This is a genomic window from Caulobacter sp. ErkDOM-E, from assembly GCF_048541895.1.
In the GTDB taxonomy this organism is placed as follows: domain Bacteria; phylum Pseudomonadota; class Alphaproteobacteria; order Caulobacterales; family Caulobacteraceae; genus Caulobacter.
On record NZ_CP183331.1, the window covers coordinates 2,070,789 to 2,094,103 of the forward strand.

A 23,315-nucleotide genomic window follows, 5' to 3' on the forward strand; every position below is an offset into this window, starting at 1 on the left:
GAATCTCGCCCATGACCGATCAACCGCGCGATTTCGAAGCGATGCTGTCGGCGATGCGTCCGACGCTGCATCGCTACTGCGCGCGCATGACCGGCTCGGTGGTCGATGGCGAGGATGTCGTCCAGGACGCCCTGCTCAAGGCGTTGATTGCGCGCGAAACGGTGGGGCCCCTCGCCAATCCGGAGGGCTGGCTGTTCCGCATCGCCCACAACACGGCGCTCGACTATCTGCGTCGCCGCCAACGGATCGCACCCATGGGAACGGAGGAGGACTTGGCCATGATCGCCGCCCCCGACAAGCCCGATCCCGATATCGCCGCCGCCAGCCTGCGCACCTTCCTCCGGCTACCCGCCCTCCAACGCAGTACGGTGATCCTGAAGGACGTGCTCGGCCATTCGCTGGAGGAACTATCGGCCATCACGGGCGCGACCGAAGCCGCGGCGAAATCGGCCCTGCAGCGCGGCCGGGTCCGTCTGCGCGAACTGGCGCGCGAACCCGGGGACGTCGATCTGCCGATGCTATCGGAGGCGATGCGCGCACGGCTGGTGGCTTATGTTGATGGCTTCAGGGTCGGCGATTTCGACGCCGTGCGCGCGATGCTCGCCGACGACGTGAGGCTCGACCTCGTCACCACGCCGTTCCAACGGCGCGGCAAGGGCGAGGTCGGCCAATACTACGGCGCCTACGAGGCGGCCGGCGCGAAATGGGCGTTCGCCCCCGCGACGATCGATGGCCGCGCCGCGATGCTGGTCTACGAACGCGCCGTCTCGCTCTTCACACCGGCCTATGTCGTGGTGCTCGATTTCGAGGAAGGCCAAGTGCGCGGCATCCAGGATTTCCTGTACGCGCGCTACGTCATGGAGGGCGCGACGGTCCACCTCGTTTGACCTTAGCCTTCGAGCCTCAGCCACCGGTGTTTCCACGTCGCGCCACCAGCAGACCTTGGGATCGAGCCCACTAGCCGACCTTGGGCTCGCCGCATGCAGACGAAACATCGGGGCCTGGGCACCGGCTATACCGGGTTGAGAACCGCCGCCATCTTGCGTCCAAGCTGCGCCTTATGCCCTAGTCGCCGCATCCTAAACGGGCGATTGAACGATGCTCCAGGCCCTCTACTTCCCCAATCTCTCTCTTCCGGAGTCGAGTTGGGTCAATCCGGCCATCCTTTATTTCGACCGGATCCAAGTGATCGCACCCATGGACCAGCGGGCTGATCTCTATGACCGCCGGACCGAAGAGCTGATCGGGGAGGACGTAGTAGTCCCCGTCACTCCCGGGATGTCGGGCTGGGACCGCGAGGCCGACGCCCGCTTTGTTCGCTATCTGACGCAATTGCCTGGCACGCAGAGGCGCGATCTTGCGCCCGCCCGCGTGCATCTGGGCAAGCTTGCGTACACTGACTTGGCCGACGACCTGCGTGCGACAGGTCAGTTGCATGAAGATCGGGATGGATGGCTCGTCGGACCGCGTTGGGCGGCCGACCAAGTTCTCACATACTTGGCCTTGCAGATGACGACCTTTTCGCGGGAAGAAGCGTCACTTGTTACGGACACCGGAGCTGCTTGGACCCGGGTCACAGGCATAACTACATCAGAGCGCCGTCGCGCTAACGAGCTCCAGACAGTGACGTCCCTACTCCCCGTCGCCGCCTCGACGCCCATTCGCGAGCTTGTACGGTTTCGACGGCAACATGCGCGCGCCCTGCAAGAGTTTCGCGACGAAATCATCTCAGTTCTCGCTGCTGGCAGCGGCGACATTGACCTTCGGGAGCTACACCAGCGGCGCGATGAGCTGGTCGACGACCTCAAGGGTTTCAACCTCGTCTCTTCCACGGTCAGCGTCGCGGTCACCGCGCTTCCAATCGGTGCCGCACTCGTCGAGGGCAGCCCTTGGAGCGCAGGCGCGGGCATTGCGGCGTTGGCCCTTGGCGCGTGGGGTGAAGCGCAACGCGGCCGACGCGCCTACACCGCGAGACGGGACCCCATGGTCTACGCGGCGATCGCGCGGATAAAGCTAGGACACTAGGCACCAGGAGCAGAACTTGGGATCGCTTCAGGTTACAGACTTTCAGCCGCCGGTGCCGATGACTACGAACGAGCCATGGCGGACATTCAGGTCTTCAACACCGACGGCGCGGGCGTGACTCAACACTGGAAGTTGACACTGTCTGCTGCAGGCTGGGCAGGGCGAGCATCTGGGAAAATCCGCCAGTGATTCGCAGGCGCAGTACGCCGCTTGGCATGGCCGGCGCGCTACTTGGAATCTCTTGGTCCGGAGGAACGAACTACCTTAATGGCCCCATCAAGATACTCGTCAGTCAGCGCCAAGGCGCGCTGCCAGTTGGATTTGTCCTCGGGGTCTTTGTGCTCCATATCGAAAAGTTCGGGATGAGCCTTAAACAAGGCCTTGCCGACGTCGTGCTTGATGCAGTTAGCAATCTGTCGCGCCTTATTTAACCCAGCTTCATCGACGTCGAAGCGCTTGTCGACACGGGCTGCCTCGAACACCTCGCTTTGCTTATAGTGTGAGATCCCAAGGAGGCCGCAGGCCTCCTTTTCCCAATAGTGATATACCGTAAGCAGAAACGCCTCGCGGACGAGCTTGAGACACTGCTCGGCTTCGAATTGCATCTCCCCAATATGTTCTCCGAAGTCGAAGACGTAGCCCGTTTCCTCGTCACCTTCGACATCTGGGATGAGGCCGGCCGCCACCTTCCGCTTGTGCTCCCGCCACTCTTCTTCGAGCCGGGCGAGCTCGGCCTTGAACCCGCCGATCGCGTCCTTCTTCGCGCGTTCGATCGAATTCAAGCCGATCTGATACATCAGCGACTGGAAAGATGGCATCCTGTCCTCACTCGTCTGGACCAATAAAGAATGGCTCGGCTACGACAATGTCGAGGCCCGCGTCCGTCCGGATAAGGTCGTTCTCGCGGTAGCCCTTGCTAAAGCGTGACAGTGGCGCAAGGCTAACCTGTGAGGAAGAAACAAAAGCGAATAAAGTCTACTCGACCCGACGAGCAATTCGCTATCGGGCCGTTCGAGTTTGCGCGCTTTGGAAAGCTCACGGTGATGCGTTCCGGCGCCGAGGGCGACGAATTCGATGCGACGCGCGACGCAATGGGGCGGCGATTGCCAGAAGTCGAAACAGCCATCGACAATTTGGTCAAACGGTTAGTCGATCAGATCGCGAGGTTGCCGCCGGCCGAACTGCTCAAGCGCGCGTGGTGGGAGTTGGCGCTTGCCTTCTCGGGCTTGTCCGAAGCGAATTCGGATATTGATCGCTCGCTGGCCCTGCGCATGGTCGATTACGTCCAGAGCCTCATCGCCGCCGCGCCTCGCGCACCAATCCAAGCCGCCGATGTCGAGGCCGAAGAATGGGACGCATTGAAAGCGACGGTGCGCGAGCTCTTCGAACGCGTGACCATGGAATATCAGATCTGCCGCTCGGCGAATCTTAGACTTCAAACTGCGGATGTTGATCTGCATCTAGAGGAATTTCGCTTCAGAGCCGAGGTGCTTTGGACCAATGTTCGCGGCAAACGCTATCATGTGCACGAGATGCAAGCGCTTCTGGACGTTCTGGCGCCGCATAGCGACGAACTGGTTAAGCTTTTTGGCATCGACGCTCAGGGGTTGGTCGATGAAGTAGATAAGCTTCTCATCAAACTCACCCACGGCCTTCAAGAGACCATGTTGGGTTTCGATAATTTCCGCGACCATACGCTCGATCGTTTCACTCAACTTGCCGAGGCGGCGCCTGAGGCAGACATCGAGGGTCTGCGCCGACAAGTGTTCGAAGATCCAGACCTCGCCAAGGAGCGAGAGACGGTTATGGCCAACCTTTTCGGCCTGGGTCTCTTCGACATCGCCGCCAACACGAATTTGCCGGCCAGGCTCGTCGATGAACTGAGCTGGTCGCCAGCAGAGGACATCGAATTTCTGGCGCCTGGTCCGTTTTCTGGATGGCCTTTGCGCGTCTGGCCAACGATGAAGCGCCCATTCATTCGGCTGGACGGCCGCGCCTACTGCTTTGACGTTTTCAGCCTTTTCGACAACCTCTATCGGGTCCTTCAGCGCGCTATATTTCGGCTGGACCCGTCATATCGCCCGACTTGGAACGAACGCCAAAAGATCGTCTCCGAGAAACTGCCGCTCAAATACTTGACCAAGCTTCTGCCCGGCGCGACTTCATTCGCTCCGGTCTACTATCGTTGGAAGCCATCCGCAGCGGCCGCCCAATGGTATGAGGCTGACGGTCTTATCATCTTCGGCGATCACTTGCTTATCATCGAGGTGAAAGCTGGCGCTTTCACCTACACATCACCAGCAACGGATCTGCCGGCGCATATTGCCTCGCTGGAGGCCCTGGTCTCCAGTCCTGTCCAGCAGGCCGGGCGTTTTCTCGACTATCTTGAGAGCGCGCCAGAGGTCGTCATCGCCGACGCCGACCACAACGAGATCGGCCGCATTCGGCGCGACCAGTTTAGACACGTCACGATCTGCGCGGTGACCCTCGATGCTTTTTCAGACCTGACTGCTCGAGCACAGCATCTGAAGGGTGTCGGCATCGAGCTCGGAAAGCGCCCAGTATGGGTGGTGTCCGTTGATGACCTGCGCGCCTATGCGGACCTGTTCACCAGCCCACTAACGTTCCTGCATTTCGTCGAACAACGCATGCGCGCGCGGCGCAGTCCGATTTGGTGAACCTGAACGACGAGCTCGACCATTTCGGACTCTATGTGGCCGAAAACAACTACGCCCAGCTTGCGGACGAACTTACAGCCGGTCAGCTAAGCCATCTAAGTTTCGATGGCTACCGTAACGACATCGACGCGTATTTCGCCGCTGTGTTGCGTGGTGAAGACGATGGCCCTCCAGCTCAGAAACCGCCGCATCGGATCGCTGAGATTATCGCGCATTTGGACCGGACTGCTGCCCCAGGTTCTTCGGAGCTAGCCAGCCATCTTTTGGACTGGGCTGGAGACTTTCGCCTCCAGATTTCCGAGGCGATCGACAAGCAGCTTGACAGCAATGGGAAGCTCGGGCGTGCCAAGCCCTTATCGACTTATGGGGACGTCCGAACGACGATTTATACATGGTCGCCACACGCACCGATGCGAGCTGGCGAAGGTGTCGAGCACACGCGCGCGATCATGGCCATGCACGACGAAGTCGAGCGGCGCCTGATCGAGCTTGAATACGATGCTGACCGCACCCTCACTAGCGCCACAACTCAGCTTGTCGCCCTGCACGGCCTAACAGCCGTCGAGCGCGCTCGGGCTGAAGCTGGCGCTACCAATATCCGACGACGCCGGCTGAAGGTCGCCCACGCCGCTGCCAAGGTGGGCAGGAACGAACCGTGCCCTTGCGCGAGCGGTGAGAAGTTCAAAAAATGCTGTGGTGCATAGGGGCAGGACCCTCGTCGGTCGATTTCGGCATTCGGTTGGCTAAGAGCCAGCGCCAATTTCTGCTGTAGCTCCAAGTCGCTCCTTGAGCGCAATCACATGCCCATTCCGCAGCTTCACTTTTCTGCAGCAAACTCCGAACATCGCCGCATGGAATCATTCGATCTCCACACTTCCAGCGCGCAACATCCCCTTCTCTGCAGAATTGGGCGCTGATCCATGCTCGACTTCAGCAAACTCATAGCCGGCCAAGACGGACAACGCCAAACCTTCGAAGAGTTGGTTTGCCAGATCGCGCGGCGGTCCCCTCCTCCGGGGCATGCCGAGTTTCGCCGTATCCACGGTGCCGGCGGCGATGGCGGCGTGGAGGCTATCTGGATCCTCAAAAACGGGGATGAGCAGGGCTACCAGGCCAAGTTCTACACCAAGTCCGGTGACGTCGATTGGAGCGCGATCGACAAGTCCGTCGCTACGGCGCTTGCGACACATCCCAAGCTGACGACGATGACAATCGCGATCGCTTGCACGCTCACTGGCCGCACGCAGCGGGTGACTAAGAAGGGGAGGCCGCAGGCTAATGGCTGGGATGCTTGGGACGAGCACAAGGTAAGATGGGAAACCTGGGCGCTGGCGCTCGGGCGCAGCGTCGTGTTCGAATCCTGGATGGCGCCCGATTTGGAGGATCTGCTCGCGCGTCCCAAGATGGCGGGTCTCATCGATTATTGGTTCGGAGGGATCGAGCTGTCCCCGGTGTGGCTCGCCGCCCAATGTCGGCGTACCTTGGCTGGGCTGGAGGAGCGCTATCACCCCGAGGATCATGTCGACGTGTCGGCCGCCGGGGTATTCGACGGCTTGCTTCGCAACGGCCGATTTCGCGCCATGCTCAAATGCGCTCGCGCTGAGGTGCTTGAGCATGCTGACTCGGGTGCCATACCCGCTATTTTTTCCGCCGCCGACAGGCAGAAGCTGAACGAGATCGCCGCACTGCTCCAAGTTTTCGGCGAAGCCACTGCTGTTTTGGAAGCGCGTTCGGACAGTCCTTTCGACTATTCCGGCTGGCGCGATCAAACCCTGGAGCTGCGCAAACGCGTCTTTGAAATCATTCAGACCGCAAGCCAACTCACGCGCGAGTTGAAGGCAAAACAGCCGCCGGCCACTAGCCAGCAAATACCCGTGCCGGACTTCGATCGAACGAGCCTTGAGTATCTAGTCGAGGCGATGCGCAAATTGCAGTCGGCATTGGCGCAGTTTCTCGAAGTCGTAGATTCACTCGGTAGCCTAAGCGACGAGCGCCGATTTGCGCTACTCGACGGTCGAGCCGGTTCGGGCAAATCCCATCTCATCGCGTCCCAAATCGAACGCGCTCTTGCCGAAGGCGCAGCTGCCCTATTCGTGCTCGGCACGGACTTCACCTTGCACGGCACGATCGAGAACCAGTTGCTCGCACACTTCGAGCTTGGCGGCCGGAGATTCGACCATCTACTCGGAGCGCTGAACGCACGCGCCGAAGCCGCAGGCGTCCGCGCGTTAATCGCGATCGATGCCGTCAACGAGGGTGCCGGCGTGCAATTGTGGCGCGGCGCGCTGCAGGGATTTGCGCAGCGCGTCCTCACTTTCCAGCATTTGGCGTTGTGCATCTCTTGTCGACGCGAATATGTCGACCACCTCATCACACCTGCGGTCAACGCGATGGCGACGCGGGCGGACGTCACGGGATTTGAGACGCCAGAGGAAATCGAGGCGGCGGGGCGGGTATATATGGACCGCCGCGGGATAGTCCGCCCTGCCACGCCTTGGCTCAACCCAGAATTCTCCAATCCTCTGTTCCTCCGCACGGCTTGCCTCGCACTTGAACGCGATGGTCGCACGACCTTTCCGCGCGGCATGCGCGGGACTAGCGAAGTCCTTAGCTTCTTCCTCGAGGCCACCGGCCGTCACCTTGGCACCGGATACGACGGAGCGGATACGCTGATCGGACCTGTCCGTCGGGCGTTGCTAGCCCTGGCCGGCGCGATGGCAACTAGCAGGAAGGACTTCGTCACTCGCGCGCAAGCTCATGTGACGGTCGAAACGGCGTTTCAGGGCTTCGCGCCGCCTCCTGGCAGGACTTGGCTAGAGTTGCTGCGCTTTCGTGGTCTGCTGCGTTACGATCCCAATCCAGCGCACGATCCCGCCGACCCCTTGTCCGACCAGGACGATGTGGTGCGCTTCTCCTTCCAGCGCTTCCAGGATCATCTGGTCGCCAATTCATTGCTTCAGCATGTCAGTAACCCGTCGGGCCTTTTCGATCTGGGCGGTGCGCTCGCCTTCGTACTCGGCAAGCATGGCGTGGAATGGGAATGGCGAGGGCTTTTCTATGCGCTGTTTCTCCACTGCGCTGATCGCTACCGCATCGAACTTGTGGATTTGTTGCCTGGTGGCCCCACCAAATGGTGGGGAGATTGGCTGGTTCAGGATGCCTATATCGACAGCGTGCGCTGGCGCGCGGGCGACGCGTTCACCGACCGAAGCCTTGAGCTGCTCAACCGGTTGGACCGCCATAACGAGGACATCATCGCGCTGCTCATCGAACTGGCAGCGGTCGAGAACCACACGTGGAATGCCGAGTTCCTCGATCGCAATCTGACCCGCCTCAAGCTGCCTCACCGCGACGCATTCTGGACGCGCCGGATCAACGCCGCTCATAACGATGCCAGTCACCCGCTGTCACGACTGATCACCTGGTGCCTGAATCCTGGCATCGGCCGCGCAGAAGACGGGGCTCTGAGCCTGACTCTGACTTTGCTGGGCTGGGCCTGCGCCTCAAGCAGCGCGAGCGTGCGTGACGCAGCAACCAAGGCGATGATCTGCGTCTTCCAGGAACGCCCGGCGCTAGTCGAACCGCTATTCAAGCGCTTCGCATCCTGCGACGACCCCTACGTGGTCGAGCGGTTGTTCGGCGCCCTGTATGGGGCAAGTCTGCGGACGCTCGACCCAGACCGGCTCGGCGCGCACGCCCTGACCGCCTGGCAGCATGCCTTCGCTGACGGCAAACCGCCCGTGCACATCGTCACCAGGGACTATGCGCGCGGTGTGATCGAATTGGCCGCAACCGCAGCCTCTCTGGATGCGTTCGTCGATCTTGCCCGATGCCGCCCGCCCTACGGCGCCCAAGCACCAGTTCTCAATCTGACAGAAGCGCGGGTTGAGGGGCGCGCGAAACGCGTCGGAGCCGATGCGATCCTACGGTCGTGCTACAAGGGACTGGCGGACTTCGGAAGATATACGTTGGAAAGCCGCGTCGAGCGGTTCGCAGCTGCACCGCTCGCTGGCCCTCGCCCGCTGACTTCGGGTGAGACGGGCAAGGCGTTTCTTGATGACGTTTCGGCGGCAAGACCCGACATCGCGCAGGCCTTCGAGACGCTTCGCGAAGCTCATCGTCGCAAGCGTGTCACGTTCCATCGCAAAGCCTTCAGGGTATCCACGCCGGCGTCCGATCTCCAGCGGGTGAGAGAGGCTGAGCAAGCGTTGCTGGCGCTCCTAACGCCTGAGCAGGCACGGCGCTATGCCAGCGATGCAAAACATTGGGCTGCAGGAACCGACCGGAACTGGATTGTACCCGGCAAAGGTCCCGGCCAGGCAGTTAATGCGCATCGTGCCAAGCTCTGGGTGGCAAATCGGGCAATCGCTTATGGCTGGACCGAAAAAGTTTTCCCGCGCGACCAGACCCTCAATGAAAGGCAAGGCGATCGCGGTCGGGTCGAGCGGATCGGCAAGAAATATCAGCGCATAGCGATGATGGAATTGCTCGCGCGGCTCGCAGACAACAATTGGCTGAAACCGGACTGGGGTGATCCGGCCAAGGCCTATGATGATCCATTAGACGTCGCGTTCGTCCGTGACATCGAGCCCTCCATTCTTCCCGCTGATTCCGAGACTCTGACTGCGTCGGTTCTTCCCTGCGTCCCGCTTCTGCGATGTCCCGATCTCCCCGCCGGCGAACGCAACGCTTGGGTCTTCGACCCTGCGTTGGCCCCGCAGCGGCTCGCATTGGCGGTCGGGTCCGACCTGGGCAGCGACGAATGGCTGACGCTCTACCGCTATGGTTCCCACGATATCGACGCGCCGAGGGGAAAGCGGATTTGGGGTGCTCCATGGCAGCAAAGCGACTTCCACTTCCTCGCGATGCTACTTATGCCACCAGTCACGCGCGAACGGTTCGTCGAGGAGACTGAACGACACGAGGACGATTTCCATGAGTGGCTGCCCAGCGATCTCACCGACGGCCCCTATATAGGCGAGCTTGGTCGACGGAGCACTTGGACGATCGAGCCTTGGTCCACGCTCGACGCGCGCGGCAGCAAGACGGATCGCCGCTACCAGGTAATCAAGCCCACCATCACGTATCATTGGGAAAGCCACCTCGATGAAAGTCTTGCCGAGGGCTTTTCCCGGCACGTCCCCATTCCATGGCTGATCGCGGCGCTTGAGCTAACTCCAGACATCGAAAATCGCGGCATCTATGCCGACGCTGACGGCGCTCCCATCATCGTCAGCAGTAGCGAAAAAGGTCATCGGCATGTGTTGATCCGTCGCAAGGCGCTCCTCGCGATGGCGCATCGGCACGGGATCGAGCCGGTTTGGACGGTGATCGGGGAGCGCAGCGCACTAACCACCGATAGCAAGAGCACTCCGGATGTTAGAGTCCGCTACAATGGCCTACTCTGGCTAGACAGAGGCGGCTCACAGATGCGGCATTGGGTGCGGCCAGACTAACTCGACCCTAAGGTTCCGGAACCGACGTCGCAATTACCGGCTTCAAGATGGCGGCCGACTAGTCGCCAAGACTACTCCTTCCTTTCGCCTGCGCCAGCAGCGTCGCAGCCGACGCCAGGAAGCGGACCTTCCCAAGGTCAGCGAAGAGTCAGTCTCAGACTTAACCGCCATCCTCGGACTTCGCCAATTGCCAGCAATTCGGCGTGCTCGCGTTCGAACACGTTGTGCTGCGATCATGGAACAATACGGACGATATCTCGGAACGTTGCCATTATCTCGGAATAGAGAAACGCCTTATTAAACAGAGAATCTCATTGCCATCATTTAGGACGGCTCAGATTATGCTTCTTGGGTTCGATGGGAAGCCGCTCGATAGCGAGTGGTTGCCAATCATTGGCTTGTCACCATCGTTCGTTGGCAAATCTCATGACCAGATGGGGCGGCACGAAACGTTTCGCATGGCCTTCACGCTGCGGCGATGATCGCCAAAAAATCGGCGGCCTTGAGTGAGGCTCCGCCGACCAGCGCGCCCCCGACCTCGGCCGCGCGGAGAATTTCCGCCGCGTTGTCGGGCTTGACCGAGCCGCCATAGAGGATCGGCGGCGCCTTGCCGGATTCGCCGAACATCGAGATCAACTGGGCGCGGATCGACGCATGCATCTCTTCGATGTCGGCGATTGTCGCCGTACGGCCGGTGCCAATGGCCCAGATCGGCTCATAGGCTATCGAGAAGGCCTGCCCTGCCAAAGCGGCCGGCAGTGATTCGCGTACCTGGGCGGTCACGACCTGCAGCGCCGAGCCGGCTTCGCGCCGAGCGAGGCTTTCGCCGACGCAGATGATGGGCTCCAGCCCGGCTGCCAGGGCGGCCTCGACCTTGGCGGCCACCAGGGCGCTGGTCTCGCCATGATCCTCGCGCCGCTCGGAATGGCCCAGAATGACCAGCGCGGCGCCGGCATCGACCAGCATGGCCGCAGCAATGTCGCCCGTATGGGCGCCGCTGGTCCTTACATGGCAATCCTGCCCTCCGGTCAGCACGCTGGAGCCTTCGAGAGCTTGGCTCAGGCGGTGCAGCAGGGTCGCCGGCGGGCAGATCGCCACTCGGGCCGCTGCGGGCCGGGCGTCAACGCCTCCCGCCACGGCGCGGGCCTCGTCCAGGGCCTGGGCAAGGCCGTTCATCTTCCAGTTCCCGGCGATCAAAGGCCGGGGTTTAAGGCTTGAAAGGGTCATGGAGCAGCTCTTGACCCCGCTCGCCCAAGGGAAGTCAAGACCGCCGTGGCTTGCCCCCTCGCCCCCCGCTCTACTATACCCGCTGCTCGCGCCCGCAGCGTCGCTTCAGGCTCACGCCAGCAGCGCCGACGCACGCGGTAAGTCAGGAAGGTTTTCCAAGTCATGCTCGCCGGTTTCCGCACCTTCGCCAAATCGCCCTTCGCGGTGATCCTTTTCGGCCTGCTGATCGTCAGCTTCGCCGTGTTCGGGATCAGCGATGTGTTCAATGGGCCGCGCCTTTCGGGCGTCGTCGCTGCGGGATCGCGTACCGTCTCGGCGGCGGACTTCAAGACCCGCTACGAGAACTACCGCAAGGAAACCGAGCGCAGTTCGGGCGAGGCCCTGACGCCTGACCAGGCCGTTGAACGCGGCGTCGACCGTCAGATCCTGCAGGAAGTGGCGCTTCAGGAATCGATGTCCGAGGTGATCCGCAAGTTCGGCATCCATCCGTCGGACAAGCTGATCGGCAACGTCGTGCGCGAGCAGATGAGCAACCTGCATCCCAACCAGCGGCCGTTCGACCCGATCACCGGCAAGTTCGATCCGAAGATGTATGAGGCCCTGCTGCGCGAAAACGGCATGACGCCCGACAGCTATCAGGCCTCGCTGAGCGACGAGATCGCCCAGACCCACGTCTTCACCGGCGTCGCCAACGGTCTGCATGCGCCCCGCATCTACGGCGCCCTTCAGGCGGCCTATGGCCTGGAAAGCCGCGACCTGGCGGCCTTCGCGATCAATCCGGCCACCGTCGAGCGTCCGGCCGATCCGACCGACGCCCAGCTGAACAACTTCATGAAGCAGAACGCCGAGCGCCTGACGCGCCCCGAGACCCGCGTCCTGTCGATCATGCGCGTCAGCGCCCAGGCGCTGGAGCCGTCGGTGACGATCAATCCCGCCGACGTGCAGAAGACCTTCGATTTCCGCAAGGACACCCTGGCGACCCCGGAAACCCGCTCGCTGGTCCAGATCGTCGCGCCCGACGCCAAGGCCGCCGCCGTCATCGCCCAGCGCCTGGCCAAGGGCGATCAGCCGGCCGTGGTGGCCAGCGCCTATGGCCAGCAGCCGGTGATCATCAACGACAAGCCCAAGTCCGCCCTGCCCGACCGCAAGGTCGCCGACGCCGCCTTCAACCTGGCCGCCGGCCAGGTCAGTGCGCCGATCACCGGCAGCCTGGGCATCTCGGTCGTCAAGGTTACCAAGGTCACCCCCGGCGCCGGCGCCAGCCTGGACAGCGTGCGCCCGCAGATCGAGGCCGAACTCAGGACCCAAGGCGCGCAGGCCAAGGCGTACGACCAAACCCAGACCTATCAGGACGCCCACGACGCCGGGTCCGACCTGATCGCGGCCGCCACCAAGGCCGGCGCCATGGTGATGACCACCTCGCCGATCACCGCCCAGGGCGCCGACCAGACCGGCCAGCCGATCCCCGGCCTGACCCCGGACCTGCTGAAGACCGCCTTTGACCTCAACTCGGGCGGCGAGAGCGAACTGGTTGAGGTTGGCAAGGGCGAATATTACGCCGTCAAGGTCGAGAAGGTCATCCCGGCCGCCCTGCCCGCCCTGGCCGATATCCGTCCGCAGCTGGCCCAGGTATGGCTGCAGAACGAGATGACCACGCGCCTGCAGGCCAAGGCCGAGGCCCTGGCCGCCCGCGTCAAGAAGGGCGAATCGATGGAAGCCGTCGCCGCTGCGGCCGGCTCCAAGGTTCAGCGTGTTGCAGGCATCAGCCGCGAGAATGCCCAGCAGCACCAAGGCCTTGGCCGGGATCTGCTGCTGGCCACGTTTAACGCCAAGCCGGGCGAGGTGTTCAGCTCGCGGGCCGGTCAGATGGCCTTCGTGGTCGCCAAGCTGGAAACCGTTCGCGCTGGCAAGATCGCCGACATGGCCCGCATCACCCAAATGATGCGTCCGCAGATCGACAGCGGCCTGATGCGCGATCTGGGCGAGGCTGCCCGGCTGGGCGCCCAGGCCAGCCTGAAGACCAAGACCAACCTGACCCTCGCCCGCCAGACCATCGGCGTCGACACCGACGCCCTGGCCAAGGCCGAGGCCGCCAAGACCGGTGCGACCAAGAAATGAGCCTTGAGCCCGCCTTTGACGCCTTCGCCCAGACCTATGACGCCGGTCAGCCCCAGGTCGTCTGGACCCGGCTGATCGACGATCTTGAGACCCCGGTCTCGGCCTATCTGAAGATCGGACAGGGCAAGCCCTACGCCTTCCTGTTCGAAAGCGTTGAGGGCGGCGCCTGGCGCGGCCGCTATTCCATCGTGGCGATGAAGCCGGACTTCGTCTGGCGCTGTCGCGGCGACCAGGCCGAGGTCGCAGAGGGCGACGCCATCGCCCGCGGCGAATTCACGCCCCAAGCCGGTGGCGCGCTGGACAGCCTGCGTGACCTGATCGCCCGCTCGCGTATCGAGCTGCCCAAGGGCCTGCCGCCCATGGCCGCCGGCGTGTTCGGGGCCTTGGGCTATGACATGGTGCGGCTGGCCGAGCGCCTGCCCGACGTCAACGAGGACACCACCGGCCTGCCCGACGGCATCATGACCCGGCCCTCGATCGTGGCCGTGTTTGACGCCATCGCCCAGGAGATCATCCTGGTCACGACCGTGCGTCCGCTGGCGGGTGTTTCGGCCCAGGACGCGCACCATGCCGCCCGGGCCCGCATCGAGACGGTGATGGCCGATCTGCGCCGTCCGCTGGCCCATGACGCGCCCCGCAAGGGTCATGCGCCCATCGAGTTCACCACACCCGTCAGCCGCGAGGACTATGCGGTCGTGGTCGAGAAGGCCAAGGAGTACATCCGGGCCGGCGACATCTTCCAGGTGGTGCCCAGCCACCGCTTCCGGGCGCCGTTCGACCTGGATCCGTTCGCGCTCTACCGCTCGCTGCGCCGGACCAATCCGTCACCCTTCCTGTATTTCCTGAACCTGGACGGCTGCCATCTGGTGGGCTCCAGCCCGGAAATCCTGGTCCGCCTGCGCGACGGCAAGATTACGATCCGACCGATCGCCGGCACCCGCCCCCGTGGAGCGACGCCGGAAGAGGATCTGGCGCTGGAAGCCGAGCTGCTGGCCGATCCCAAGGAGCGCGCCGAGCACCTGATGCTGCTGGACCTGGGCCGCAACGACGTCGGCCGCGTCTCGATGCTGAAGGAACCGGGCAAGAACGAGCCCGCCAAGCCGCACAAGGGCCCGCGCGTCAAGGTCACCGAAAGCTTCAAGGTCGAGCGCTACAGCCACGTCATGCACATCGTCTCCAATGTCGAGGGCGTGGCCCCCGAGGGCGTGGATCCGGTGGACGTGCTGATGGCCGCCCTGCCCGCCGGCACGCTGTCAGGCGCGCCCAAGGTGCGGGCCATGGAGATCATCGACGAGCTGGAGATCGAGAAGCGCGGCCTCGGCTATGCCGGCGCGGTCGGCTATATCGGCGCCGACGGCTCGGTCGACACCTGCATCGTGCTGAGGACCGCTCTGGTCAAGGACGGTATGATGTACGTGCAGGCCGGCGGCGGCGTGGTCGCCGACAGCGATCCCGACGCCGAATATGATGAGACCCTGCACAAGTCCCGCGCCCTGAAGCGCGCGGCCGAGGAAGCCTGGCGTTTCGCCTGACGGCAAGCGTGACAGCCGAAAGTGGATGCCGGTTTCGGCGCCTGTCACGCGCCCAGTATCAGTACCCGAGGCGGTCGGCCGGCAGATGCTGGGTGACCGCCGGCGGGGCCAGTACCATCACCGTGGCAAAGCTGAGCGCGCAGATCGCCGCGAAGGCCGCCGCCGCTAGGACGGGCGCCATCTTCTGGCGACGCTCCCGCGGCCGCAGCAGAGCGCGGGCATAGGCGATGGCGACCGGATCAAGGGCGGAATCAGACGAGACCATGGATCAACCATGCCCCACGCCAAGCGATCTGTAATCGCCTTAAGCCTTTCTCGCGCTCAAATGCCGCAAACCCCCTCCCGCTCCGGCCCCGCCCGTTCTAGAAGCTAGATCATGATCCTGGTCATCGATAACTACGACAGCTTCACCTACAACCTCGTCCATTACCTGAACGAGCTTGGGGCCGAGACGCTGGTCCATCGCAATGACGACCTGACGGTGCAGCAGGCCCTGGCCCTGCGGCCGTCCGCGATCCTGCTGTCGCCCGGCCCCAAGGCGCCGGACCAGGCCGGCATCTGCCTGCCCCTGCTGCGCTGCGCGCCGGAAGACATGCCGATCCTGGGCGTGTGCCTGGGCCATCAGGCCATTGGCCAGGCCTATGGCGGCGAGGTGATCCGCGCCAAGGAAGTGATGCACGGCAAGACCAGCCCCATCCATCACGCCGACAAGGGCATATTCAAGGGTCTCCCCAACCCCTTCACCGCCACCCGCTATCACAGCCTGGCTATCCGCCGCGAAGACCTGCCGCCCGAGCTGGAGGTCACCGCCTGGACCGACGACGGCGAGATCATGGGCGTGCAGCACCGCACTCGCCCCGTGCACGGCGTGCAGTTCCACCCCGAGTCGATCGCCACCGAGGGCGGCCACCAGATGTTGGCCAATTTCATCGATCTGGCCGGCGTGAAGCGCGACGCGGCGATCTGGGTTTAGGCGCAGCATGTCCGACACCTTCAAGCCGCTGCTGGCCAAGCTGGCCGACGGCCAGAACCTTTCCGAGGATGACGCCGAAGTCTTCTTCAGCGCCTGCCTGCGCGGCGAGCCCACCCCGGCCCAGATCGGCGCGGCGGTCACCGCCATGCGCCTGCGCGGCGAGACGGTGGGCGAGATTGCCGCCTGCGCCCGCGCCATGCGCCGCGCCGCCGTCATGCTGGACCATCCCTATGACGTCATCGACGTCTGCGGTACCGGCGGCGACGGCCTCCACACGCTGAACATCTCCACCGCCGTCGGCTTCGTGGCCGCGGGCGGCGGGCTGAAGGTCGCCAAGCACGGCAACCGCGCCGTGACCTCGAAATCCGGCACCGCCGACGTCCTGGCCGCCCTGGGCGTCAATATCGACGCCAGCCGCGAGCAGCAGCGCAAGGCTCTGGACGACGCCGGCATCTGCTTCATGTTCGCCCAGGCTCACCACGGGGCGATGAAGCATGTCGCGCCGATCCGCCAGCAGCTGGGTTTTCGCACCATCTTCAACTTGCTGGGCCCGCTGACCAATCCCGCCGGCGCCCGGCGCCAGGTGGTGGGCGTCTCGGCGCCGCGCTTCGTCGAACCCATTGCCCGCGCCTTGGGCGTCCTGGGCGCCGAGCGCGCCTGGTCAGTGCACGGCCAGGGCATGGACGAGTTGACCACCACCGGCGAAACCGAGGTCGCCGAATGGCGCGACGGCGTCGTGCGCTTCTTCACGATCACGCCGGAAGCCGTGGGCCTGCCCCGCGCTTCGCTGGCCGACCTGACCGGCGGCGAGCCCGATTTCAATGCCGCCGCTCTCACCCGCCTGCTGGACGGTGAAAAGGGTGCCTATCGCGACATCGTCCTTCTGAACGCCGCCGCCGCCTTCCTGGTCGCCGACAAAGTCGAGACCCTGGTCGAAGGCATCAAGGCTGCTGCAGCCTCTATCGACAGCGGCGCGGCCAAGGCGGCCCTGGCCGGTCTGGTCAAGGCCACCAACACCGAACTGGCAAGCGCATGACCGATATCCTGGCCAAGATCGCCGCCTACAAGCGCGACGAGGTCACCGATCGCAAGCGCCGCCGCACCCAGGCCGCGCTGGACAACGCTGCGCGCAGCGCCTCGTCGCCGCGCGGCTTCAAGACGGCGCTGAAGCACGGACATGCGTCCGGCAAGCTGGCCCTGATCGCCGAGATCAAGAAGGCGTCGCCGTCCAAGGGTCTGATCCGCGCCGACTTTGATCCGCCGGCCCTGGCCCGCGCCTACGAGACCGGCGGGGCGTCCTGCCTGTCCGTGCTTACGGACGGGCCCAGCTTCCAGGGCGCCGATCCCTATCTGATCGACGCCCGCGCCGCCGTCAGCCTGCCCTGCATCCGCAAGGACTTTCTGGTCGATCCCTGGCAGGTTTCGGAAAGCCGCGCGCTCGGCGCTGACGCCATCCTCGTCATCCTGGCGATGATCGACGACGTTCTGGCCGCCGAGCTGATGAGCGAGGCTGAGCGCCTGGGTATGGACGCCCTTGTCGAGGTGCATGACGAGGCAGAGATGGCCCGCGCCGGCGAACTGGGCGCGACCCTGGTGGGCATCAACAACCGCGACCTGAAGAGCTTCGTCGTCGACCTGGCCGTTACCGAGCGCCTCGCCGCCCAGGCCCCGATGGGCGCCCTGCTTGTCACCGAAAGCGGCATTTTCACGCACGATGACGTCGTACGGATGGAAGCGGCCGGCGCCACCGCCATGCTGGTCGGCGAAAGCCTGATGCGGCAGGCTAATGTCGCCGAGGCCACCCGCACGCTGCTGGGCTGAGACCACGCCGGGTACAACCGGTCTGGCGTTTTGCCGACTCGCCGCCCACACTCAGTATCAATGACAGCCGGCCCGTTAAGGCGGTCGGGATCGCTCGGGAGGGCAATGATGCACTGGATCGCCCGGGTGGTGAAATGGTCCCTTGTCGCCTTCTTCAAGCGCGAGGGCTGGACGATCGAGGGGGCCGCGCCGAGCCATACCCGCAAGTTCGTGATTATCGCTGCGCCCCACACCAGTAACTGGGACTTTGTCTATTTCCTGGGTGCGACTGACGCCCTTAATCTGAACCTGAGCTTCATGGGCAAGGTCTCGCTGTTTCGCTGGCCCTTCGCGCGCCTGATGCGTGACTTGGGCGGCGTGCCGGTGGACCGCTCCCGCTCTGGCGACACTGTCCAGGCCATGGCCGATGAATTCGCGCGCCGCGACGAGTTCATGCTGACGATTGCGCCGGAGGGCACGCGCGGCAAGGCCAAGCAATGGAAGACCGGCTTCTACAATATAGCCCTCAAGGCCGGGGTGCTGATCGTGCCGGCCAAGATGGACTACAAGCGCAAGGTGGTGGCTCTGGGGCAGGCCGTCATGCCGTCTGGCGACTACGACAAGGACATGGCCCAATTTGCCGTCTTCTATCGCGATTGCACGCCCCGGCATCCCGAGCGAGCGACAGCGCTCTAGCGGCGAATCAGACAGTGATTTCGGCTTCAAGGACGCCCTTTAGCCGGCCGCAACGGCCGCCGTTCTGAGCAATTTGACGTTGCTGGGCGGTGTGATCTTGCGACTCATGGTCCAGCTCGATCGCGCCCGCATCTTGGATTCGGCGCCGAGCAGATCTCGCCCGTACCGTCGACGGCGACGACCCAGATCAGGTGATGTTCCTGCCCGTAGTCAATGACCGCAAAGGCAAAACCGGTTCGCTTGCCATCGACGCTGACAGGCAAGGCTGGGTTGAACCGCTTGAAACTCATGGCGGTGCGCCCCTCCGAAAGCCGTCCGCCGACAACGAACTCCGAGCCATCCGGGTTCCTGCGTCGTCAACTTGACATTAAGAAAGAACGCCTAGAGAACATCGGCAAGGTTTGCGGTTTGTTCCGCGTCTTCCTCGAGGTCGAGATGCTCACGCGCAAGCAGCACGAGCTGCTGATGTTCATCCACGAACGCATCAAGGAGAGCGGCGTCTCGCCGTCCTTCGACGAAATGAAGGAGGCGCTGGATCTGGCGTCGAAGTCGGGTATCCACCGACTGATTACCGCGCTTGAAGAGCGCGGCTTCATCCGCCGCTTGGCTCATAGAGCCCGGGCGCTGGAGGTGGTGAAGCTGCCGCAACAGGCCACGACCGCCTCGCCGCCCAAGGGGCGCGGGACGTTCAAGCCCCAGGTGGTCGAAGGCGGCGGAGCGCCGGCTGCCACCAACAGCGGGCCTTCAGCGGTTGCGGCCAATGACAGCCGCGATCTGCCCATACTGGGGAAGATCGCCGCCGGTACGCCCATCGACGCCATCCAGCACGAACGCGACCGTCTGCCGGTCCCCGAGTCGATGCTGGGCAGCGGCGAACACTATGTGCTCGAGGTGCAGGGCGACTCGATGATCGAGGCCGGCATTCTCGACGGCGACTACGTCATCATCAAGAAGGGCGACACAGCCACTTCCGGCGAAATCGTCGTGGCGCTGGTGGGCGAGGAAGCCACGCTCAAGCGCCTGCGCAAGAAGGGCGGCTCGATCGCCCTGGAAGCCGCGAACCCGAAGTACGAGACGCGGATCTTTGGTCCGGACCAGGTCGAGGTGCAGGGCAAGCTGGTGGGGCTGATCCGCCGGTATCACTGAGGCGCCGCAGACGGTCGCGAAATGAGGGCCGCTCCGGTTGGGGCGGCCTTTTTCGTTGCTGGAGCACTTGCCCCCTCCGCGCCTGCGGCGCTCCTCCCCCGTAGGGGGAAGATGAGGGGCGCGCGGTTCATCTTCCCCCTACGGGGAAAGACGATCGCGAAGCGATCCGTAGGGGGCCAGCGCTGAGCCGGCCGCCCTACTCCTTCGCGATCCGCGCCAGATGCCCGAGGATCTTCTCGGCCGCATCCAGGCGCTGGGCCGGGGTGTCCCATTCGCCCTTGATGACCACCTTCTGGTCGGGGCGGACCTTCCAGATCAGGCCGTTCTTGGCGACATACTGCATCAGCCCCAGCGGGTTGGCGTAGGTATCATTGCGGAAGCTGGCCACCGCGCCCTTGGGTCCGACGTCGATCTTGGCGACATTGGCTTCACGGCACAGGCCCTTGATGGCGACCACCTTGAGCAGGCTGTCGGTCTCGGGCGGCAGCGGGCCGAAGCGGTCGATCAGTTCGGCGGCCAGGGCTTCGCGGTCGGCGGACTTTTCGGCTTCCGACAGGCGGCGATAGAGTGACAGGCGGACATTGAGGTCGGGGACATACTCGTCCGGGATCATCACGGCGGCGCCGGTATTGATCTGCGGCGACCATCCGCGATCCTCCAGCAGGGCCTCGGCGCCCTGGCGCTGGCGTAGCTCGGCGACGGCGTCTTCCAGCATCTGCTGGTACAGCTCGACGCCGATTTCCTTGATATGACCGCTCTGCTCGTCGCCCAGCAGGTTGCCGCCGCCGCGCTGGTCGAGGTCATGGCTGGCCAGCTGGAAGCCGGCCCCCAGGCTGTCGAGCGATTGCAGCACCTGCAGGCGCTTCTCGGCCGACTGGGTGATGGTCTTCTCGTTGGGCGTGGTCAGATAGGCGTAGGCGCGGGCCTTGGACCGGCCGACGCGTCCGCGGATCTGGTACAGCTGGGCCAGTCCGAACATGTCCGCGCGGTGGACGATCAGGGTGTTGGCCGAGGGGATATCCAGACCGCTCTCGACGATCGTAGTCGCAAGGAGAACGTCGTACTGGCCTTCGTAGAAGGCCGTCATCACGTCTTCCAGCTGGGTCGGGGCCATCTGGCCGTGGCCCACCACATATTTAACCTCGGGCACCTGGGTGCGGAGGAACTTCTCGATCTCCTCCAGGTCCTTGATGCGCGGCACGACATAGTAGGCCTGGCCGCCGCGATACTTCTCGCGCAGCAGGGCCTCGCGCAGGGTCACCGGGTCGAACGGGCTGATATAGGTGCGCACCGCCAGGCGATCGACCGGCGGCGTAGCGATGATCGACATTTCCCGAATGCCGCTCAGCGCCATCTGCAGGGTTCGAGGGATCGGCGTCGCGGTCAGGGTCAGCATGTGCACGTCGGCGCGAAGCTCTTTCAGCTTCTCCTTGTGCTTGACCCCGAAGTGCTGCTCCTCGTCGACGATTACCAGGCCCAGGTCCTTGAACGAGACCTGTTTGGACAGGATGGCGTGGGTGCCGACCACGATTTCCAGCTGGCCATTGGCCAGCCCCTCGCGCGTCTCGGCGGCTTCCTTGCCGGTGACTAGGCGCGACAGGCGGGTGATCTTGATCGGCCAGCCCTGGAAGCGGTCCTTGAAGGTCTTGAAATGCTGGCGGGCCAGCAGGGTGGTCGGACAGACTATGGCCACCTGCTTGCCGCTCATGGCCACCACGAAGGCGGCGCGCAGGGCGACCTCGGTCTTGCCGAAGCCCACGTCGCCGCAGATCAGGCGGTCCATCGGCTTGCCCGAGCCCAGATCGCCCAGCACATCGGCGATAGCCGACAGCTGGTCGTCAGTTTCCTCATAGGGGAAGCGGGCGCAGAACTCGTCGAACACGCCTTGCGGCGCATCGGTCTCTTCCACCGACTTCAGCTGGCGGGCGGCGGCGATCTGGATCAGGCCCTCGGCCATGACCCGCAGACGTTCCTTGGCCTTGGACTTGCGGCTCTGCCAGGCGGCGCCGCCGAGCTTATCCAGCTGAACGTTTTCGCCGTCGGTCCCGTAGCGGGTCAGCAGGTCGATGTTCTCGACGGGCAAATAGAGCTTGCTGTCGCCGGCATAGAGCAGGTCCAGGCAGTCGTGCGGCGCGCCCTGGACGTCGAGGGTCTTGAGGCCTTCATAGCGGCCGATGCCGTGGTCGATATGGACGACGAGATCGCCCTGGGTCAGGGCGCTGGCCTCGGCCAGGAAGTTGGCGGCGCGGCGCTTCTTGCGCGGTCGGGCCAGGCGGTCGCCCAGGATGTCGGTCTCGGAGATGACCGCCAGGGTCTCGGTCTCGAAGCCATGATCCAGCGGCAGCACCACGCGCTGCGGGGTCTTGGGATCATTGGCCTTGGCCGCCTGCCAGTAGCCAGCATAGGGAATTTTCTTCAGGCCGTGATCGGCCAGCATCATGCCCAGGCGCTCGGACGAGCCTTCCGACCACGACGCGAACAGCACGCGCTTGCCCTCGGCGGCCAGCTTGCTGGCATGGGCGGCGGTGGCCTCGAACAGGTTGACGCTGTCTTGGGCCCGCTCGGCGGCGAAGACGCGGCCCAGCTTGGCGCCCATGTCAATGACGTCCAGCCCTTGAGGCTGGAACGGCGTGAACTGGCGGTGCGGACGATCGCTGAGCGCCTCGTCCCACTCCTGGGTGGTCAGATAGAGCGCGCTGGGCTCAAGCGGACGATAGGCCGACTTGCGGTCGGCGCTGGCCCTGGCCTGATAAGCATCCTCGATCATCGAGAGGCGTTCGTCGCGGGCTTCGGAGGCCTGGTGGTCGACGCCGATCAGCGAGCCGGCCGGCAGATAGTCGAACAGGGTCGCCATCCGCTCGTAGAACAGCGGCAGCCAGTGTTCGAGACCGGCGCGACGGCCCCCTTCGCTGACGGTGTTGTAGAGCGCGTCGTCACCGGGCGCGCCGAACTTGGCGACATAGCCGCGGCGGAACCGCGAGATGCCGTCGGCGTCCAGCAGCGCCTCGCTGACCGGCAGGAGATCGATCTCTTTGAGCTGCTTGGTCGAGCGCTGGGTCTCCGGATCGAAGGCGCGGATGCTCTCCAGCGTGTCGCCGAACAGGTCCAGCCGCACGGGCTCCTCGGCGGCCGAGGGATAGACGTCGATGACGCCGCCCCGGATCGCGAACTCGCCCTTTTCCGAGACAGTGGAGGCGCGGACATAGCCGTTGACCGCGAAATAGCGCTCCAGGTCCTTGATATCGACGCTGTTGCCGACCTTTGCCGAATAGCTGGCGCGCATCAGCACGCTCTTGTCAGGCACCCGCTGCAGCAGGGCCGGCGCGGCGATGACCAGGATGGCGGGTTTTGCCGAACCCAGACCCCGGGCCAGACGCGACAGGGTCGCCATGCGCTGGGCGGCGACGCCGGCCGAAGGCCCGACGCGGTCATAGGGCAGGCAGTCCCACGACGGGAAGAGCACCACCTCGATCTCGGGGGCGAAGAACTTCAGGGCGTCGGCGAAGGCGTTGGCCCGGGCCGTGTCGCGGGCGACAAAAGCCGTCAGGCCGCCGCGCGCACGCGCGATGTCGCCCATCACCAGGGCGTCGAAGCCCTCGGGCGCGCCGGCCAGGGTCAGGCCGCCGGCGGCCTTGGCGATCTGCTTGGCGTCGTAGGCCATGAA

The 23,315-nt window shown here is 64.1% G+C and carries 16 protein-coding genes; 12 read left to right on the forward strand and 4 right to left on the reverse strand.

Annotated features, from left to right (window positions below; genetic code table 11):
- The first annotated feature begins 11 nt into the window (after positions 1-11).
- Both ACN2C7_RS10170 and ACN2C7_RS10175 read left to right on the forward strand, forming a co-directional pair.
- Positions 12-887 (forward strand): sigma-70 family RNA polymerase sigma factor, encoded by an 876-nt coding sequence (locus ACN2C7_RS10170; protein WP_419316815.1) that lies wholly within the window; start codon positions 12-14, stop codon positions 885-887.
- Positions 888-1,098: 211 nt separating this feature from the next.
- Positions 1,099-2,025, forward strand: a complete 927-nt coding sequence (locus ACN2C7_RS10175) for a hypothetical protein (RefSeq protein WP_419316816.1) — start codon at positions 1,099-1,101, stop codon at positions 2,023-2,025.
- Between the two features lie 227 nt (positions 2,026-2,252).
- Here ACN2C7_RS10175 and ACN2C7_RS10180 read toward each other — a convergent pair whose 3' ends face one another.
- Positions 2,253-2,843, reverse strand: coding sequence for a hypothetical protein (locus ACN2C7_RS10180; RefSeq protein ID WP_419316817.1), 591 nt, complete (start codon positions 2,841-2,843; stop codon positions 2,253-2,255).
- A 225-nt stretch (positions 2,844-3,068) separates the two neighbouring features.
- On the opposite strand from ACN2C7_RS10180, the gene ACN2C7_RS10185 reads away from it, so the two are divergent.
- The 3 genes from ACN2C7_RS10185 (at position 3,069) to ACN2C7_RS10195 (ending at position 10,159) form a co-directional block, all read left to right on the forward strand.
- Positions 3,069-4,703 carry a hypothetical protein gene (locus ACN2C7_RS10185; protein ID WP_419316818.1) on the forward strand — a complete coding sequence of 545 codons (1,635 nt, stop codon included), beginning with the start codon at positions 3,069-3,071 and terminating at the stop codon, positions 4,701-4,703.
- The gene (locus tag ACN2C7_RS10190) at positions 4,700-5,407 is read left to right on the forward strand and encodes a YecA family protein (RefSeq protein ID WP_419316819.1); all 708 of its coding nucleotides are present in this window, start codon (positions 4,700-4,702) and stop codon (positions 5,405-5,407) included. Before ACN2C7_RS10185 ends, ACN2C7_RS10190 begins: the two co-directional genes overlap by 4 nt.
- Positions 5,408-5,623: 216 nt before the next feature.
- Positions 5,624-10,159 carry a hypothetical protein gene (locus tag ACN2C7_RS10195; protein WP_419316820.1) on the forward strand — a complete coding sequence of 1,512 codons (4,536 nt, stop codon included), beginning with the start codon at positions 5,624-5,626 and terminating at the stop codon, positions 10,157-10,159.
- A 465-nt stretch (positions 10,160-10,624) separates the two neighbouring features.
- On the opposite strand, the gene tpiA is transcribed toward ACN2C7_RS10195, so the two are convergent.
- A complete protein-coding gene (tpiA, locus tag ACN2C7_RS10200; RefSeq protein WP_419316821.1) occupies positions 10,625-11,386 on the reverse strand; it encodes a triose-phosphate isomerase in 762 nt (253 codons plus the stop codon).
- A gap of 162 nt (positions 11,387-11,548) precedes the next feature.
- Here tpiA and ACN2C7_RS10205 point away from each other — a divergent pair, with 162 nt between their 5' ends.
- Entirely contained in the window at positions 11,549-13,504 is a 1,956-nt protein-coding gene (locus ACN2C7_RS10205; protein WP_419316822.1) for a SurA N-terminal domain-containing protein, read from the forward strand.
- Positions 13,501-15,036, forward strand: coding sequence for an anthranilate synthase component I (gene trpE / locus ACN2C7_RS10210; RefSeq protein ID WP_419316823.1), 1,536 nt, complete (start codon positions 13,501-13,503; stop codon positions 15,034-15,036). The genes ACN2C7_RS10205 and trpE overlap by 4 nt, the downstream gene beginning before the upstream one ends.
- 58 nt (positions 15,037-15,094) lie before the next feature.
- On the opposite strand, the gene ACN2C7_RS10215 is transcribed toward trpE, so the two are convergent.
- Positions 15,095-15,301 carry a hypothetical protein gene (locus ACN2C7_RS10215; RefSeq protein WP_419316824.1) on the reverse strand — a complete coding sequence of 69 codons (207 nt, stop codon included), beginning with the start codon at positions 15,299-15,301 and terminating at the stop codon, positions 15,095-15,097.
- Positions 15,302-15,412: 111 nt separating this feature from the next.
- Here ACN2C7_RS10215 and ACN2C7_RS10220 point away from each other — a divergent pair, with 111 nt between their 5' ends.
- The 5 genes from ACN2C7_RS10220 (at position 15,413) to lexA (ending at position 19,651) form a co-directional block, all read left to right on the forward strand.
- Positions 15,413-16,009, forward strand: coding sequence for an anthranilate synthase component II (locus ACN2C7_RS10220; RefSeq protein WP_419316825.1), 597 nt, complete (start codon positions 15,413-15,415; stop codon positions 16,007-16,009).
- A 7-nt stretch (positions 16,010-16,016) separates the two neighbouring features.
- The gene (gene trpD, locus ACN2C7_RS10225) at positions 16,017-17,045 is read left to right on the forward strand and encodes an anthranilate phosphoribosyltransferase (protein WP_419316826.1); all 1,029 of its coding nucleotides are present in this window, start codon (positions 16,017-16,019) and stop codon (positions 17,043-17,045) included.
- Positions 17,042-17,830: an indole-3-glycerol phosphate synthase TrpC gene (trpC, locus tag ACN2C7_RS10230; RefSeq protein WP_419316827.1), complete on the forward strand. Its 789-nt coding sequence runs from the start codon at positions 17,042-17,044 to the stop codon at positions 17,828-17,830. The genes trpD and trpC overlap by 4 nt, the downstream gene beginning before the upstream one ends.
- 108 nt (positions 17,831-17,938) lie before the next feature.
- The gene (locus ACN2C7_RS10235) at positions 17,939-18,505 is read left to right on the forward strand and encodes a lysophospholipid acyltransferase family protein (protein ID WP_419316828.1); all 567 of its coding nucleotides are present in this window, start codon (positions 17,939-17,941) and stop codon (positions 18,503-18,505) included.
- 435 nt (positions 18,506-18,940) lie between these two features.
- The gene (gene lexA / locus ACN2C7_RS10240; protein ID WP_419321452.1) at positions 18,941-19,651 is read left to right on the forward strand and encodes a transcriptional repressor LexA; all 711 of its coding nucleotides are present in this window, start codon (positions 18,941-18,943) and stop codon (positions 19,649-19,651) included.
- A 196-nt stretch (positions 19,652-19,847) separates the two neighbouring features.
- On the opposite strand, the gene mfd is transcribed toward lexA, so the two are convergent.
- Positions 19,848-23,312 (reverse strand): transcription-repair coupling factor, encoded by a 3,465-nt coding sequence (gene mfd / locus ACN2C7_RS10245; protein WP_419316829.1) that lies wholly within the window; start codon positions 23,310-23,312, stop codon positions 19,848-19,850.
- Positions 23,313-23,315 lie beyond the last annotated feature (3 nt).

Coding starts and splice junctions, on each gene's coding strand:
- tpiA (WP_419316821.1), bottom strand. CDS start 11,386: ATGACCCTTTCAAGCCTTAAACCCCGGCCTTTGATCGCCGGGAACTGG.
- mfd (WP_419316829.1), bottom strand. CDS start 23,312: ATGGCCTACGACGCCAAGCAGATCGCCAAGGCCGCCGGCGGCCTGACC.
- ACN2C7_RS10180 (WP_419316817.1), bottom strand. CDS start 2,843: ATGCCATCTTTCCAGTCGCTGATGTATCAGATCGGCTTGAATTCGATC.
- trpE (WP_419316823.1), top strand. CDS start 13,501: ATGAGCCTTGAGCCCGCCTTTGACGCCTTCGCCCAGACCTATGACGCC.
- trpC (WP_419316827.1), top strand. CDS start 17,042: ATGACCGATATCCTGGCCAAGATCGCCGCCTACAAGCGCGACGAGGTC.
- ACN2C7_RS10215 (WP_419316824.1), bottom strand. CDS start 15,301: ATGGTCTCGTCTGATTCCGCCCTTGATCCGGTCGCCATCGCCTATGCC.
- ACN2C7_RS10205 (WP_419316822.1), top strand. CDS start 11,549: ATGCTCGCCGGTTTCCGCACCTTCGCCAAATCGCCCTTCGCGGTGATC.
- ACN2C7_RS10235 (WP_419316828.1), top strand. CDS start 17,939: ATGCACTGGATCGCCCGGGTGGTGAAATGGTCCCTTGTCGCCTTCTTC.
- ACN2C7_RS10195 (WP_419316820.1), top strand. CDS start 5,624: ATGCTCGACTTCAGCAAACTCATAGCCGGCCAAGACGGACAACGCCAA.
- ACN2C7_RS10185 (WP_419316818.1), top strand. CDS start 3,069: ATGCGTTCCGGCGCCGAGGGCGACGAATTCGATGCGACGCGCGACGCA.
- trpD (WP_419316826.1), top strand. CDS start 16,017: ATGTCCGACACCTTCAAGCCGCTGCTGGCCAAGCTGGCCGACGGCCAG.
- ACN2C7_RS10175 (WP_419316816.1), top strand. CDS start 1,099: ATGCTCCAGGCCCTCTACTTCCCCAATCTCTCTCTTCCGGAGTCGAGT.
- ACN2C7_RS10220 (WP_419316825.1), top strand. CDS start 15,413: ATGATCCTGGTCATCGATAACTACGACAGCTTCACCTACAACCTCGTC.
- ACN2C7_RS10170 (WP_419316815.1), top strand. CDS start 12: ATGACCGATCAACCGCGCGATTTCGAAGCGATGCTGTCGGCGATGCGT.
- lexA (WP_419321452.1), top strand. CDS start 18,941: ATGCTCACGCGCAAGCAGCACGAGCTGCTGATGTTCATCCACGAACGC.